The 15,358-nt window shown below is 69.7% G+C and carries 12 protein-coding genes; 5 read left to right on the forward strand and 7 right to left on the reverse strand.

Features of this window, described 5'->3' with window-relative positions; translation table 11 throughout:
- Positions 1-31: 31 nt before the first annotated feature.
- The 6 genes from ACWEVR_RS21045 to ACWEVR_RS21070 are packed head-to-tail and all read right to left on the reverse strand — an operon-like array spanning position 32 to position 6,988.
- Positions 32-1,177 (reverse strand): glycosyltransferase family 4 protein, encoded by a 1,146-nt coding sequence (locus tag ACWEVR_RS21045; RefSeq protein WP_452468343.1) that lies wholly within the window; start codon positions 1,175-1,177, stop codon positions 32-34.
- Positions 1,164-2,186 carry a glycoside hydrolase 5 family protein gene (locus tag ACWEVR_RS21050; protein ID WP_067638969.1) on the reverse strand — a complete coding sequence of 341 codons (1,023 nt, stop codon included), beginning with the start codon at positions 2,184-2,186 and terminating at the stop codon, positions 1,164-1,166. The genes ACWEVR_RS21045 and ACWEVR_RS21050 overlap by 14 nt, the downstream gene beginning before the upstream one ends.
- A complete protein-coding gene (locus ACWEVR_RS21055) occupies positions 2,140-3,732 on the reverse strand; it encodes an oligosaccharide flippase family protein (RefSeq protein WP_452468344.1) in 1,593 nt (530 codons plus the stop codon). The genes ACWEVR_RS21050 and ACWEVR_RS21055 overlap by 47 nt, the downstream gene beginning before the upstream one ends.
- Positions 3,729-4,787 (reverse strand): glycosyltransferase family 4 protein, encoded by a 1,059-nt coding sequence (locus tag ACWEVR_RS21060; RefSeq protein WP_452468345.1) that lies wholly within the window; start codon positions 4,785-4,787, stop codon positions 3,729-3,731. The genes ACWEVR_RS21055 and ACWEVR_RS21060 overlap by 4 nt, the downstream gene beginning before the upstream one ends.
- Complete coding sequence (locus ACWEVR_RS21065; protein WP_452468346.1) at positions 4,784-6,154, reverse strand: O-antigen ligase family protein; 1,371 nt, start codon at positions 6,152-6,154, stop codon at positions 4,784-4,786. The genes ACWEVR_RS21060 and ACWEVR_RS21065 overlap by 4 nt, the downstream gene beginning before the upstream one ends.
- Before the next feature lie 6 nt (positions 6,155-6,160).
- Positions 6,161-6,988, reverse strand: a complete 828-nt coding sequence (locus tag ACWEVR_RS21070) for a glycosyltransferase family 2 protein (RefSeq protein ID WP_452468347.1) — start codon at positions 6,986-6,988, stop codon at positions 6,161-6,163.
- A 228-nt stretch (positions 6,989-7,216) separates the two neighbouring features.
- On the opposite strand from ACWEVR_RS21070, the gene ACWEVR_RS21075 reads away from it, so the two are divergent.
- The 5 genes from ACWEVR_RS21075 (at position 7,217) to ACWEVR_RS21095 (ending at position 14,318) form a co-directional block, all read left to right on the forward strand.
- Positions 7,217-8,230, forward strand: a complete 1,014-nt coding sequence (locus ACWEVR_RS21075; RefSeq protein WP_452468348.1) for a hypothetical protein — start codon at positions 7,217-7,219, stop codon at positions 8,228-8,230.
- A gap of 6 nt (positions 8,231-8,236) precedes the next feature.
- Positions 8,237-9,619 carry a GNAT family N-acetyltransferase gene (locus ACWEVR_RS21080; RefSeq protein ID WP_452468349.1) on the forward strand — a complete coding sequence of 461 codons (1,383 nt, stop codon included), beginning with the start codon at positions 8,237-8,239 and terminating at the stop codon, positions 9,617-9,619.
- On the forward strand, positions 9,619-10,950 hold the full coding sequence (locus tag ACWEVR_RS21085) for a glutamate-1-semialdehyde 2,1-aminomutase (RefSeq protein ID WP_452468350.1): 1,332 nt from the start codon (positions 9,619-9,621) through the stop codon (positions 10,948-10,950). Before ACWEVR_RS21080 ends, ACWEVR_RS21085 begins: the two co-directional genes overlap by 1 nt.
- The gene (locus ACWEVR_RS21090; RefSeq protein WP_452468351.1) at positions 10,947-12,053 is read left to right on the forward strand and encodes a glycosyltransferase; all 1,107 of its coding nucleotides are present in this window, start codon (positions 10,947-10,949) and stop codon (positions 12,051-12,053) included. The genes ACWEVR_RS21085 and ACWEVR_RS21090 overlap by 4 nt, the downstream gene beginning before the upstream one ends.
- A 246-nt stretch (positions 12,054-12,299) precedes the next feature.
- Positions 12,300-14,318: an SDR family oxidoreductase gene (locus ACWEVR_RS21095; protein ID WP_452468352.1), complete on the forward strand. Its 2,019-nt coding sequence runs from the start codon at positions 12,300-12,302 to the stop codon at positions 14,316-14,318.
- 114 nt (positions 14,319-14,432) lie between these two features.
- On the opposite strand, the gene ACWEVR_RS21100 is transcribed toward ACWEVR_RS21095, so the two are convergent.
- A complete protein-coding gene (locus ACWEVR_RS21100; protein WP_452468353.1) occupies positions 14,433-15,311 on the reverse strand; it encodes an NmrA family NAD(P)-binding protein in 879 nt (292 codons plus the stop codon).
- Positions 15,312-15,358 lie beyond the last annotated feature (47 nt).

Here is a 15,358-nt window from a genome sequence, read left to right on the forward strand (position 1 = left end):
CGTCCGACCTGCGGGCCGACTCACCGAGGGTTCATGGTGAGTCCGGTGCTGCCGACGTCGAGTTCCCGGCCGGTGTCGACATCGCTCGGTCCCCGTCGCCGACCACCGTGTCGAACATGTGCGGGCGGGTCCGGGTGCGGTTGTGCCGGGTGGCGATCTTCGCGAGTCCCGCTTCGCGGAGCCGAGCGCGCAGTGCGTGGTCCTCGGTGACCCGGCTCAGCGCCTCGCGCAGGGCGTGTGGGTCGTCGGGGCGGACGCATACCGCGACGTCGGTGCTCACATTGCCGCCGTGGTCGGTCGCGACCACGGGGACGCCCACGCTCATCGCCTCGAGCACGACCAGCGGTCCCGCTTCGGGGAGGACGCTGGCCGAAACGAGGACGTCCCAGCCTCGGATGGTCGGCAGTGGGTCGACGTGGCCGAGGAAGCGCACACGGCCGGCGAGGTCGGGCCGCGCCGCGCGGTCGCGCAGGCACGCCAGGTACGGTTCGTCGCCGGGCAGGGCCGTTCCCGCGATCTCGACGCACACGCCGGGCAGTGCCGCGACGGCTTCCAGCAGCACGTGGTGGCCCTTCCACTCGGTGATCACTCCGAGGATGCCGACCACGGGGTGCGAGCGATCCAGCACGGGTGCGGGCTCGACCGGCCACGGCACCCCGAGCCAGGCCACCTCGGTCTCGATCCCGAGCGCGCGCACCGGGGCCGCCGCCCGTTCGGATACCGCGACGGCCCGTGCCAGCGCCATCCGACCGATCCGCGCCACCGCGAATTGTCTTGTGCTGGCGAGAATGTCGTGCACCAACCAGACCGTGTCACGGCGCCGGGGCACCGACATCGCCACGGCGGGCAGGGCCATCGTCGAGTTCACCACCAGCCGCGCCCGGCCACCGCGCGAGGCCTTTCGCAACGCGGCGGCGGCGAGCACCCAGTGCCGCAGCATCACCAGTGCGGCCGCGAACCGCGCACCGCCCTGCTGACCCGACAAGCCGAGTTCCGGGATCGGCACATGTCCCACCGAGCCGGGCAGCCGTTCGCTGAGCGCGCCGACCGGGCACGCCACCCGCACCCGGTACCCGCGCGCCACCGCCAGCTCGATCAGATCGAGCATCACCTTCTCCGCACCCGAGGCCTGTGCGCTGTGGGCGACGAACAGCAGGTCCCGATCAGCGCCCGGCACGCAGCACCTCCGCGTGGTTGCGCACCACGGTCACCGCCGGTTTCTCGGAGTAGTCGCGGCGCAGCAGACCGAAGTTGTCCTCGAGGTCGTGCGGGTCGGCACCCGCGTCGACCAGCGAGTAGACGAACACGGGTCCGATATCGTGGATGGCGGCGACCATGCCCAGTCCCTGATCGATGATCTGGGCCTGCACGTCTTCGCTCACGGCGCGCGCACCGGAACCGGTCGGCGCACCGAACTCGGTGGGCCACAGCTGCATCGTGGTGTCGTGGTTGGCGTCCATGATGCGCCGGATCCGCATGAGGTTGCCGAAGGCGTTGTACCAGCTCTGCGATTCCGGCAGTTCGGGATACGAGTACGGGTGCACGGCGACGGCGTCGAAGTCGGGAGCGGCGCCGATGGCGTAGAGCGCTTCGACGAAGGTGGCGGGGGCGATGTCGCGGCCGTCGTCGGCGGCGGGCGCCAGACCGCCGACGATGATCTGCCCGTGCGGCTGGCGAGCGCGCACCGCGAGCGCGGCTTGCCGCAGCAGGTGGGCGTAGGTGGCGACATCGGGCTTCGGCGCGAAGAAGGCGGTCACATTGGGTTCGTTCCAGACCTCCCAGTGTGCGATCTGGTCGCGATAGTGATCCACGGCGTCACCGACGAACCGCCCGAACAACACCGGTTGCGGCGCGGTCTTGCTGCCGCCGTCACCGCCGTGCGGGCCGGCCCAGGCGGGCGCGTAGGTCAGGATAGCCAGCACCGAAAGGTTGTGGGCGCGTGCGGCCCGCACGGCGCGGTCGGTGGCCGACCAATCCTGTTCGCCGCGAACGGGTTCGATGACCGACCAGTCGATGTCGATCCGCACCCAGGTGGCGCCGGTCTGCGCCACGATGCCCATCTGCCGGTCCAGTTCCGCGGCGTCGAGCTGCAGCCAGGTGTGTCCGCCCGAGATGCCGAGACCGCCGCGCACCACCGGTTCAGTGCTCGCCGTCGGCTCCGGTGCGCACCCGAGGACTGTCGCCATGACGACCACGGCGGTCAGTCCCGCCCGAGCGATTCGCCACAGTGTCATCGGTTTCCGGTCCTCGCAAGCTTCGTATGGTCAATCCCTCGGTCCTTCGCATGATGCTTCCGGCGATGAGAACGTATATCAGGCAGGCCAGGCAGCAGGTGAGAATCCACGGGGGCGCCCAGTGCCGTTGGGCCAGGCTCGCGGCGACGACGACGGCGACGGCGACTCCGGTGAGCGCGGCCACTGTCGCGACCGGGAGCAGCCGCCGCAGCCGTACCGTCGCGAGCACCGCGATCCACACCGCGATCAGCAGCACCACCTGCGCGATCAACCCGGCGATCGCGGCGCCCTCGTACGACATCCGGTCGATCAACGGCCACGCGACGCCCAGGTTCACCGCGAGCGCCAGCCCGGCGATCCACGGGATCAGGGTGTTGCGTCCGGTCGCCATGAGCGCGACCAGGCCGAGGTTCGCGACCGCACCGAGCAGGCCTGCCGCCACCTGGATCCGGCCCGCGTCGGCCGCCTCGACGAAGTTCTCGCCGAACAGCAACCCGATCACCTGGCCTGCGACCGGCCAGAAGGCCACGAGGGCGAGCAGACCCAGGGCGATCAGCGCGACGTTCGCCTGCCGGAAGTAGCGCCGGAAGCGGGGCGGGTCGTCGGGCCACAGCGCGATCAGCAGGGTCGTCAGTGGCGCGACGACCGAGACGGCGGCGGTGTCGAGCAGGTCGGCGAATTTCATGCCGACGGCGAACAGGCCGACGGCCTCGAAGCTGTCGGCGTGCCCGAGCAACAGCAGCCCGACCTTCTGCAACATGATGATGAGCGCCAGACCGATGCTCAGCGGCAGTGCCTCGCGCAACATCGGTCCCCACCAGCGCAACTCGATGCGCCGCGCCGGAACGGGCCCGCCGAGGCCGCGTGTCACCGCGACGATCTTCACCGCGACCGCGACGACTTCGTAGGCGATGGCAGGCACCACGACCCACAGCAGCGTCGGCGCCCACAGCACCGCGGCGACCGTGAGCGCCAATTGGACGCAGCGCGCGAGGGATTCGGCGGCGGCGACCAGGGTCAGGCGCATCGTCGACTGGAACAGGATGGTCAGCGCGTGGCTCGGGGTGGCGATCACCACCACCAGCCCGGCGAGCGCGGTGGCCGCGACAACCGGTGTGGGACACCGCATCACGAGGACGTAGCCGATGGCGAGTCCGTAGCCGACCAGGCCGAGGACGGTGCGCAGCACGATGAACGAGGCGGCCACCTCGGAGGCCTCGGTGGGATCGCCGTGCACGAGTTTGCCGATGACCGCCCGCCCGACACCCAGGTCGGTGACGATCGCCAGCATGCCGAGCAGCCCGAAAACGAAGGAGAAGTAGCCCCATTCGACCGTCGGCAACGACCGTGCGATGAGGGTGGTGCCGAGCAGGCCGAGCGCGGCGGCGAAGATCCGGGCGGCCAGCATGGCGGCGGTGTTGTTGGCCGCCGCGCGACCCGATTGCGCGCGGCGCCTGCCCTCGGCCTGCTCGTCGATGGCGGCAGTCTGCTCGCTCACGGCAGCAGTCCCGCCGTGCGATAGGCGGTGACGGTCGCCTCGGCGGTGGTCTGCCAGCTCAGTTTCGTCATCGCGACCAGGCCACGGTCGCGCAGTTCCCGATTGGCGGCCTCGTCGTGCAGCAGCGGACGCATCGCCCGGACCCACGCCTCGGGGTTCGTGCCCTCGACCAGGACCGCACCGTCACCGCAGACCTGCGGTAGCGCGCCGACCGCGCTGGCGACGACCGCGCCACCGCAGGCCATGGCCTCCACCGGCGGCAGACCGAAGCCCTCGTATTCCGAGCAGTAGGCCACCACGGTCGCTGCCGCGTAGAGGGCGGGCAGGTCGGCGAGGTCCACGTAGCCGAGCCCGATCGCCGAGGCCGGAGCCTGCGGGCCGTCGGATCCGGCGCCCGCCAGCACGAGCGGGATGTCGAGATCGCCCGTCACCTGCGCCAGCATCGCGACCTGTTTGCGTGGTTCGACGGTGCCGACCTGCAGCACGAAGCGTGACGGCAGCGCGTACCGGGCGCGCACCCGCTCCACGGCGGTCTCGTCGGGCACCGTGGCCCAGGCGGCCGGGGCGAGCGGGACGACGACCGCCTCGCGTCCGAAGCGGTCCGCGATGCGCTCGGCGGTGAATTCGGAGACGGCGATGAGCAGGTCGGCGCGGGTCAGCGACATCCGCAGCAGCAGTTGCTCGCCGCGGGCCCGGTAGCGGCTGAACGCCCACGGCACGTCGAACACCGACAGGTCGTGCACAGTGCTGACCGTGGCCCTCGGACCGGTGAGCGGGATGTCGACATCGAGTCCGTGGAACACATCGACGCCGCGCTGCGGGGCGATGCCGTGCCAGGCCCGGCGCGCCCCCGCCGCGACCGGTCGCGTCACCGGGGCGATGCCCTCGGGCAGCACGGGCGCGGCATCGGCCTGGACCAGCGCCGACAGCGCGGTTCCCGGCATCAGCCCGACCATCCTCGCCAGCAGCTCGCGCTGGTAGGTGGCGACACCCGCACCGTTCGGCCGGAACGCCAGCGCCCCGAAACACACTGCGCTACTGGAGGATTCATTCATGACGGCACCTGTTCGGGGACAGAGTTCGGCGCGGCGGACACCGGCTCGGGTCGGCGCTGCGTGACGGCACACCCGACGACCGCGGCGAGCAGCCAGAAATAGAAGTCGGTCGGGAAGATCTCGAAGTAGCTGGACGCCACCGCCGCTACCGCGCTGGCGAGCACCGACGCCGCGACACCCAGCGCCAGGGCCGAGTCCGGTCCGCGCAGTGCCCGGGCACCACGGAACGCGAGCAGGAAGATCGCGACCAGGATGGCGCAGAACAGCCACACCCCGATCGGCCCGAGCTCGATGAGCAGCTTCACGTAGTAGTTGTCGGGTTGATAGGGACGCCCGTAGATCTGGACTTCACCGGTGGCGTACGGCATCTCCCCCGCCATCGGCCCGAGTTCCTCGACGAGCAGCCGCGCCGCGGCCGCACCGGTGGAACCGAGTCCGTCACCGAAGGGATGACTGCCCACGGTGCGCATCACGGTGTTCCAGCCGGTGCTGCGGTCGGCCAGGCTCGACGAGGAGAACAGCGAACTGCTGGCCTGCGACGACACCGCGATCCCGCCGACGACGACCACCGCGACGGACCCGAGGATCACCGGCATCAGCTGACGGCGATACCGCACGACCGCCAGCAGCAACGCTCCGACGAGCAAACCGGCCAGCGCCGCCCGCACCACGCTTGCCGCGGCGCCGAGCACCAGGATCGGGGTGGCCATCAGGAACATCCGATTGCGCGCGCGCCGGGGATCGGCCAGCGCCACCGAACCACCCACCAGCAAGACCGTCACCAGGTAGAAGGCATAGGGGAACGGTTGATTGAACGTGCTGAAGGAGCGGAGCAGACCACCGGCGAAGCGGATCGTCTCGTTGTACTCGTAGCCCATCTTCGCCAGCCCGGCACCGCCGATCACCTGCTGGGCCAGGCCGAACAACGCGATACCGACCGATTCGACCATCATGATCGTCACCAGCAGGTCGCGGTCGCGGGGGGTGAAGGGCCGCAGGTAGAGGATCAGCGGGATCACGACGAAGTAGAAGAACGTGATCTTGATGGCGAACAGCCCGAGCGTTCCGGCCGTGACGAACGCCGACACCACACCGAACACACACAGCGCGGCACCGAAGGGCACCCACGGCAGCGTCGGACGCGGCTCGGTCTGCCGGTGCGGCACGAACAGTGCCACGGCCAGCGTCAGACACAGCAGCGCCTCTTTCCAGCCCGCCACCTGCATCCAGCCCGGAGCGATCTCGAGCAGACCGTTGAACGGGACGAGCGCCGCGACCAGCAGCACCCCGCGCTGGGGCCGGAAGCGAATCCAGCGCAGGAATACCCAGCCCACCGGGACGGCGGCCAGGTACAGCAGCGAGCTCATCGCGCCTCAGCCCCGCCCGGCCAGCTGCCTGGCCCGCGCGCCGAGGCGGACCAGCGCCTGCCGGACCACGGTGGCATCGCCGGCGAGCACGTCGACCGGACGCACCAGATCGCGGTATTCGCGGCGCGCGTGATGGTTGAAGCGCACCACGTCGGAGAACTTGCTCAGCGTCGAGGTGGTGGAGGAATGGTTGAAGATCGACGCCCGGTTCACCGCGAGCGGGCGGTTGTGGCCGTAGAACCCGCCGTGCGCACACAGCCGGGCGATCAGGTCGATGTCCATGGCGTAGAAGAAATCGGTACGGAAGCCGCCGGTCGCCTCGAACTCGCGGCGGCGGAACAGGAATGCGGCGGTGGGACACAGGTCGTCGGGCAGTCTGCGCACGAAGGTGCGTACCGCCGCTCGCGAGGACTTGCGCCCGATCAGCCCGGCCAGCCCTCGAGCTCTGGCCAGGACGGTGCCGTCGTCGTCGATGATGTCGAATTTCGCGCCCGCGACGGCGATTCGCGGGTCGCGCAACGTCTCCACCTGGGCCGACAGGCAATCCGGGGTGATGAGGTCGTCGGCGCAGACCAGTTTCACCAGCTCGCCACCGGCCAGGCTCATCACCCGGTTCCAGTTCTGGGTCATCGGGAGCACGGTGTCGTTGCTGTGGAGCTGGATCCGCTCGTCGTCGATGGACCGGACCAGTTCACCGGTGCCGTCGGTGCTGGCGTTGTCGAGGACGACTATCTCGAAATCCCCGAATTCCTGGGCACGGATCGAATCGATGGTCTCGGTGATGGTGCGCGCCGCGTTGAATGCCGGGACACAGACCGATACAGGCACCCCCACCACAGCACATCCTCCAAGACATTCAGCAGGCCCGCGTCGCGCGTCGGGTGCCCGTTTGCGTGCACAGTACCCGCCGAGCAATCGACATTCACATCGAGACGACGGGCGATAATGTTTCACGATTCCCAGTACGGGTACTCATGATGCTCGCCACAGCGCTCAGAGTTCGCTAGACAGTGGAACCCCAGCTAACATCGCTGCACAAGATCGGCGAAATGTGGGGACAGCGTGAGCGAGACCGACCCGGCGGACACGGGCGCCGACTCCCCGGCCATGTCCGGGGTGAACATTGCCGACCATCTGCGCAAGCTGCTGCGCGCCTTGCCGATCGCCCTGGTCGTCGCCGCGATCGTCGGTGGGGTGGTGTGGGTGGTGCGCGACGGCAGTCCGCGCACCTACGAAGCGAGCCTGACCGCGCAGATCTCGCAGCAGTCGATCGGTGCGGTCTTCAACGAACTCACCCAGCCCTACATCGTGCTCGTCACCGAGAGCCGGGTGCTTTCGGATGTGGTGAAGAACGGGCTCGCGCCGTCGGAACAGGATCTGCGGCCACGGGTTTCGGCCATGACCGGTCCCGCGCCCTCGCTGTTGATCATCAAGGCGCAGGCGGGGTCGCCCGAGCAGGCCGAGAAGCTGGTCTTCGCGGTGCAGCAGTCCCTGGACAGTGTCGCCTCGCAGATGCGCACCGAGGCCATCGCCCGTTCGGCGGCCGACCTCGAGACGCATCGGCGCGCGGTGGAGGACACCTTCACCAAGCGCCTCGCCGACGACCCGCTGCGCCCCGAACTGAGCTTCGACGCCAGGGATGTGGCCCGCGAGATGGAATTCCGGCAGGTGCTCGGCATGCCGCGCCTGACGGTCGTGGCGAACCCCCGCTCGGAACTCGTCGCCCCGCATCCGGTGCAGGAAGGCCTGTTCGCGGCGCTGGCCACATTGATCATCGTCGCGGAGTCGGTGGTGCTCGCTCGTGGCGCGATCGCCCGGCGTGGTGGTCTCCGTCGCGGCGGGGCGAAGCCGGATCCGGCGAAACAGGCCTCGCCGACCCCGGATCCGAAGAAGCCGGAACCCGTCGAGTCTCAGCCCGTCACGCCGACACCACCGGCGCGCACCGACACCGCGACCGTGCCGCAGGTGACGAGCAGCGCGAGTGTCCACTACGACCCCGAGACGACGGTGCTGCCTCGGCAGTGGCCGGTGCGGGCGGCACCGGTGCCGAAGTCGCCCGGTCCGCGCGAGAACTGAGGCGCAGTGTCGCGCACGACCACCGAGGCGCCGACCGCGATGTCGAGCCCGATCTTCGGCCCGATCCGCCACGGCGACAGCCTCGTTCGCCTGCGCCCGCCGCGACTGTCGGACTTCGACCGGTGGCGTGAGATCAGGTTGCGTGACCGGGCATGGATCGAACCGCACTGGGGCACCTCACCGCTGAGCTGGGAGCAGCGGCACACGCCACGGATCTGGGCGCGCGAGTGCCTCGTGGCTTTGGCCGATATGCGGGCCGGTCGCCGGTTCGTCGGCGTGATCGAGGTCGACGGGCGGTTCGCGGGGCAGATCGAGTACACGATCATCGACGCCGACTCGGCGACGGCGGAGGCGAGCGCCTGGATCGATGCCGGTGCGGCCGGCCGTGGGCTGATCGGCCGGGCGCTGCTGTTGCTGTGCGACTACATGTTCCGCGTGCACGGTGTGGCGCGGGTGCTCGCTCCGGTGTCCGTCGACAACGACCCGGCGCTGCGCTGTCTGCGGGGACTGGGCTTCCGGCACGAGGCGACGATGGTCCGGGCCTACGACGCGGGTGGTGCGCGTAAGGACCACACGCTGTGGGCACTGACACCCGCCGATCTGGCCGCCGCGCAGCTGCCGCCGCTCGTTCATGCCGATCCAGCGGACATTCCTGTCGTGGAGTCGAGAACCTCCAGGCCGACCTACCCGTCGAGCACCGCACCGGGCGCAGGCTCGGTGAATCGCGGCGTACCGCGCGCGGTGGTCGCGCTGGCCGCTCTGCGATGGTCGGTGTGGTCGGTGCGGGAGAAGCTGCGGCTCTACCGTCCCGCCGCCCCGGTTTCGCTGATCGTCCCCGAGGGTCCGAAAACGGTGGTGCACACCCTGACTCGCAAGGACAGGGCGCAGTGGAGTCGGGTGGGACGCACAAGGGTGACGGCGACGAGCTCGTTCCCCCGGTCCCGGCAGGAGTGCCTCGGCACCGAGGAAGACTCCTCGGCCGGACAAAACCGATCCAAGAGCCGCGCCCGGTGGTATCGCACGCTGTGGCACAACCGATTCGGCCTCCGATCATCGAGTGGACTGCTCCTCGTACTCGACGTGAACGGTGTCTACGCAGGCGAATTCCACCTGTACGATTCACCGCTGCCGTGCCAGGCCACCGGTCTCTACACCTGGGTCGATCCACTCCGGGTCGAACCCGAACTGTGGGCGGCGGCCCTGCGCTCGGTCGTCGAGCACGCTTTCGCGGAGCTGGGTGTGCGGCGGATGGCGGCCGAGATTCCCGTCGGCGACACCGTCACCGCCGCGGTGGTCGCCGCCGCCGGTTTCGCCCACGAGGGGCTGCTGAAGGCCCATCGCGGGCCGAGCGGACTGTGTGCCGATCACGATCTCTGGGGGCTCACCTGATGCGCGACTTCACCCGCAGCACCGAAATCCAGGCGCGTCTGCACGACCTCGTCCCCGGCGGAGCGCATACCTATGCCCGCGGCGCCGACCAGTACCCCGAGTCGATGGCACCGGTCCTGGTGCGCGGCAAGGGTGCTCGCGTCTGGGATGCCGACGGCAACGAGTTCGTGGAATACGGGATGGGATTGCGGTCGGTCACCCTCGGCCACGGATACGAACCGGTCCTGCGGGCGGCCACCGAGGCCGCCGCCGACGGCATGAGCTTCTCCCGCCCCACCGAACTGGAACTGCTTGCCGCACAGGACTTCCTGGACCTGGTCCCGGGCGCCGACATGGTGAAGTTCGCCAAGAACGGCTCCGACGCCACCACGGCGGCCGTTCGGCTCGCCCGCGCGGTCACCGGACGCACCGCCGTCGCGGTCTGCGCACAGCCGTTCTTCTCCGTCGACGACTGGTTCATCGGCACCACCGACATGTCCGCAGGCATCCCCGCCGTCGACACCGTGACATTCCCCTACAACGATCTCGACGCGCTCGCGGCGGTCCTGGCGGGCGGCACGGTGGCGGCGGTCTTCCTCGAGGCGGCGACCGCGCTGGCCGAGCCGTTACCCGGATATCTGGAAGGCGTTCGCGCACTGTGTGATCGGCACGGGACGCTGCTGGTGTTCGACGAGATGATCACCGGCTTCCGGTGGTCGGCAGGCGGCGCCCAGGCGGTCTACGGGGTGACACCCGATCTGTCGTGCTGGGGCAAGGCGATGGGCAACGGATTCCCGCTGTCCGCACTCGCGGGCAAACGCGAGTACATGGAACTCGGTGGCCTGCGCACCGATCGCGACCGGGTGTTCCTGTTGTCCACCACCCACGGCCCCGAGACCGCCTCGCTCGCGGCGTTCCGCGCCGTGGTGTACGCCTACCGCACCGAGGACCCGATCGCCCGCATGGAAGAGGCGGGCCGGGCCCTCGCCGACGGTGTGAACGCCGTCGCCGCCGACCACGGCATCACCGACCACCTCCAGGTGCGCGGGCGCCCGTCGTGCCTGATCTTCCGCACCCTCGACGCCGAAGGCCTGCCGTCGCAAGCCTTTCGGACCCTGTTCCTGCAGGAACTGCTCGAGCACGGCGTGCTCGGACAGTCATTCGTCACCTCCGCCGCCCACGACGCCGAGGCCGTCACCGACACGATCTCCGCGTGCGCCAGGGCAGCCGAGATATACCGCCGCGCCATCGCGCGCGGCTCCGTCGACGGGCTGCTGCGTGGCCGCCCGGTCGCGCCCGCGCTGCGCCGCACCGCCGCACCCCGCCGGATCGAAACGAGAACCTCCCCATGACCCGTGTCGCCATCGTCCACGAACGATTCACCGAATTCGGGGGCTCGGAGGCCGTGGTCGGCGAGTTCGTCGAAACCTGGCCCGATGCCGAGGTATTCGCGCCCATCGTGGCGCCCGGCGGGCTGCGCGAGCCGGTGCGCGCCGTGCACGACACCTGGCTCAGCCGCGCCCACACCGTCACCGGCGGCAGGCACGCTCCCCTGCTACCGCTGGTGCCGCGGGCATTGCGGCGCATGCCGCTTCGCGACTTCGACGTGGTCGTGGTGAGCCACCACGCCTTCGCCACTCAGGCCGCGCTCGCCACCGACGCACCCGTGGTCGCCTATGTGCACAGCCCGGCACGGTGGGCGTGGGATCGGGAATTCCGCGCCCAGGAAGCGGGCGGCCGGTTGGGTCAGCTCGCGCTCGGTGCGCTCGGAACCCTCGCTCGCCGTGGCGAATTGCGCGCCGCACCCCGCCTCACCCATGTGGTCGCCAACTCGCATGCCGTCGCCGACCGGGTACGGGACTGGTGGGGTCTGCCCGCCTCCGTCGTGAATCCGCCGGTGCAGGTCGCCCGCTTCACGCCCGATCCCGGGGTCGCGCGGGAGGACTTCTTCCTGTGCGCGGGCAGGCTCGTGCCCTACAAGCGCGCGGACCTGGCGATCCGGGCTGCGCAGCGCGCGGGCGTACGGCTCATCGTCCTGGGCGAAGGACGGTTCCGGGACCAACTCGAAGAGCTCGCCGGGCCGGAGACCACGTTCCTCGGCGCCACCTCCGCCGACGTCCTGCAGGACATGTACCGGCGCTGCCGGGCGCTGCTGATGCCGGGCATCGAGGACTTCGGCATCGTCCCCGTGGAGGCCATGGCCTGTGGCACGCCGGTGCTCGCGGTCGGTGCGGGTGGCTCGCTCGACACAGTGCGACCCGGCGTGACCGGCGAATACGTGCCGCCGGGCCACGACGACGCGGTCGTCGCCGCCCTCGCCGAACGGATGCGCGACTTCGATTCGGGCAACTACGATTCCGCGAAGATCCGCGCACACGCCGACAGCTTCGCCCCCGACAAATTCCGCGCCAGGATGGCCGACACCGTCGCGGGAGCACTCGCCGCGCACCGTTAGCGAGAAGTTGCCCGAAACTCGGAGTTACGGAAATCAGCTGTCACACATACCCTTTGACCTGCGACGACGGGTGACAATTCCCACACGGTGACAGACACCCCGTCGCTTGCCCCCTTTGTTACCGACGAGTACGGTTAGCCCCACCCGGACGACGACGTTCCCGGGTTCTCGTGATCCCCACATCCACCGCCGCATGCCGGATCACTTTTGCGCACACCGTGTTTCGAGACATTTTCAGGAGGGGCGATGGTTTCCTACATCGTGACGGGCGGTACCGGTTTTCTCGGTCGGCGAGTGGTACGTGAGCTGCTCGCCGCCGACCCGGCCGCGATCGTGCACGTGCTGGTGCGCGCCGAGTCGCTGGCCAAGTTCACCGCGCTCAACGCGCAGCACCCCGACGGCGATCGCGTGTTCGCCCTGGTCGGCGACCTGACCGCCGAGGGACTCGGCTTGGGCGACGAGCCGCCGCGCGCCGACCATGTGCTGCACCTCGGCGCGGTCTACGACATGACCGCCGACGAGGAATCCGCCCACGCGGCCAATGTGAACGGCACCCGCGCGGTGATCGAGCTGGCCCGCAGGCTCGGTGCGGTCCTGCACCACGTGTCCTCGGTGGCGGTGGCAGGCGATCATCACGGCAAGTTCTTCGAGGAGGATTTCGACCTCGGCCAGAACCTCACCTCGCCCTATCACCGCACCAAGTTCGCGGCCGAGAAGCTGGTCCGCGAGGCCGGCGACGTGCGGTGGCGGGTGTATCGCCCCGCGATCGTCGTCGGTGATTCGCGTACCGGCGAGATGGACAAGATCGACGGCCCGTACTACTTCTTCCCGGCGATCGCGGCACTGTCGGACCTGCCCGCCGAGCTGCCGCTGCCGCTGCCCGATCTGGGTGCCACCAATGTGGTTCCGGTCGACTACGTGGCCGAGGCGATGGTCCGCCTGGTGCGCCGCCCGGGGCTGGACGGGCGCACATTCCACCTGGTCAACCCGCAGCCGCAGCCGTTCGGTGAGATCTACCGCGCGCTGGCGAGCGCGGCGGGCGGGCCGACCGGGATCGGGACCGTGCCGGGCAGTGCGTTCGCGCTGCGTGGGCTCGGTCAGGTGCCCGGCGCACACGCGGTGCGCGACTTCCTGTTCGAGCAGGCGGGCATCCCCGCGGAGGTGGCGCCGCATGTCGGTTTCACCGCCGAGTTCGTTTCGGACTCCACGCGGGCGCTGCTGCCCGGGCTCGCGGTGCCCGCCTTCGAGACCTACGCCGCCCGGCTGTGGGAATTCTGGCGGGCCAACCTCGATCCGCAGCGCGGCCGTGTCGAGTCCGGGGCGCATCCGCTCTCGGGCCGCACGGTGCTCATCACCGGCGCGTCGTCGGGCATCGGCCTGGCCACCGCGCATGCTGTCGCGCGTCGTGGCGCGGTGGTGCTGATGGTGGCGCGCGGCGTCGAAGATCTCACTGCCGCTGCGGAATCCATTCGTGCCGACGGCGGGTCGGCTTTCGCCTACCCGTGCGACATCACCGATGCCACGGCCGTCGGCGCGCTGGTGCAGACGGTGCTCGCCGAGCACGGCCACGTCGACTACCTGGTGAACAACGCGGGCCGTTCGATCCGGCGCTCGGTGGCCAATTCGGTGGACCGCATGCACGATTTCGAGCGGACCATGGCGGTGAACTACTTCGGTGCGGTGCGGCTCATCCTCGCACTGCTGCCGTCGATGCGCGAACGCCACTTCGGCCACATCGTGAACATCTCCTCGATCGCGGTGCAGACCAAGGTGCCGCGCTTCGCCGCGTACGCCGCGAGCAAGTCGGCGCTGGACAATTTCAGTGACATCGCCGCGGTCGAAAACCGTGACGCCGGAATCACTTTCACCTCCATCCGGATGCCACTGGTGCGCACCCCGATGATCGCGCCGACCGAGATCTACCGGGCGCTGCCGCTGCCGGATCCGGAGCGGGCGGCGGGCATCGTGGTCCGTGCCCTGCTCGAACGCCCCGACCGCATCGACACGCCTGTCGGCACGTTCTCGCAGGCGGTCGAGATGTTGCTGCCGTCGCTGAAACGGACCATCATGCACACCGGGTACCGCCTCTTCGGTGAATCGACCGCAGCGCAGGGCAAGCAGGAACCGGTCATCGCGGAACCCGCCGAGACGGCCGAGCCGTCGCGTGGACCCCTCACGGTCCTCGGCCCGGTCCTCGCCCCGCTGATGGTGGTTCCGAGTCCGGCCGCGCGGATGAGCCGAATGCTGCCCGGCGTCCACTGGTGATCCGAGTCCCGGTCACGACACTCGCTTTGTCGGGGGGTGTCGTGACCGGGTCGGGTCATCCCACCGCTGCTGATGGCCTGGCCCACGTCATGTGGGGCGGGATAACCCCGGTGATCAGGGCAGCTGACGGCAGACCCACTCGGCCAGCGTCGTCGGCGTGGTGGTGAGCAGGGTTCGGGGGTCCTCCGGGATGTAGTCAGTGCTGAGACCCGCTGCCATTCCGGCGATTCCGTCGATCTGGCCGTCACCGAGCCCCGCCGATCGCAGGGCGTTGCGGAACTCCCGGTCGGAGAGCTGGATCGGGGTGACGTCGCAACCGAGTTGTGCGCCGAGGATCTCGGCCACGCGCGCGAAGGTGAGATCCTCGGGTCCGTGGACCGCCTGGACGACGCGGCCCGACCAGTCGTCGGACAGCAAGCGCACCGCGGCGACCTCGCCGATATCGCGCGGATCGACCCACGGCATGGCGTGGTCCAGTGGCCAGGGCGTGGACAGGGTGCCCGCCCGGATCTCGTCGAGTTGGGGCAGCAGGTTCGTGAAGAAGTACCCGCATCGCAGATGCAGCACATCGGCACCGGTGGCGTCGAGTAGCTCCTCGGTGCGTGCGAGTCCGTCGATCTCTCCTGCGCCGGAACGTTTCTCGGCTCCCCCACTGCTGAGGAACACCGTCTTCTCGATGCTGTTCTCGACTACGGCCCGCGCCGCGGAGGCACCCATCAGCGCGTAGCCGGCCACCGGATCACCGTCCACCAGCGCGGGCGGGTCGACCCAGAACAACCGATCGGCGCCCTCGGTGGCCCGCACCACGGCGTCCGCGTCCCCCTGGTCGACCTGTACCACGTCGACCAGTTCCCGAACGCCATCATCGAGCCGGCCCGGGTGCCGCATCAGCACCCGCGGCCGAACTCCCGCCTGCACCAACAGCCGCACCACCCGCGACCCCACGTGTCCGGTGGGCGTGGTGACCACGATCCTCTTCGTTCGATTTCCCATAACCGCACGATAGAAGCCATCGCGGTCACTTTCCGTCCGCGAATGCC

It is taken from the genome of Nocardia sp. NPDC003979, from assembly GCF_053605015.1.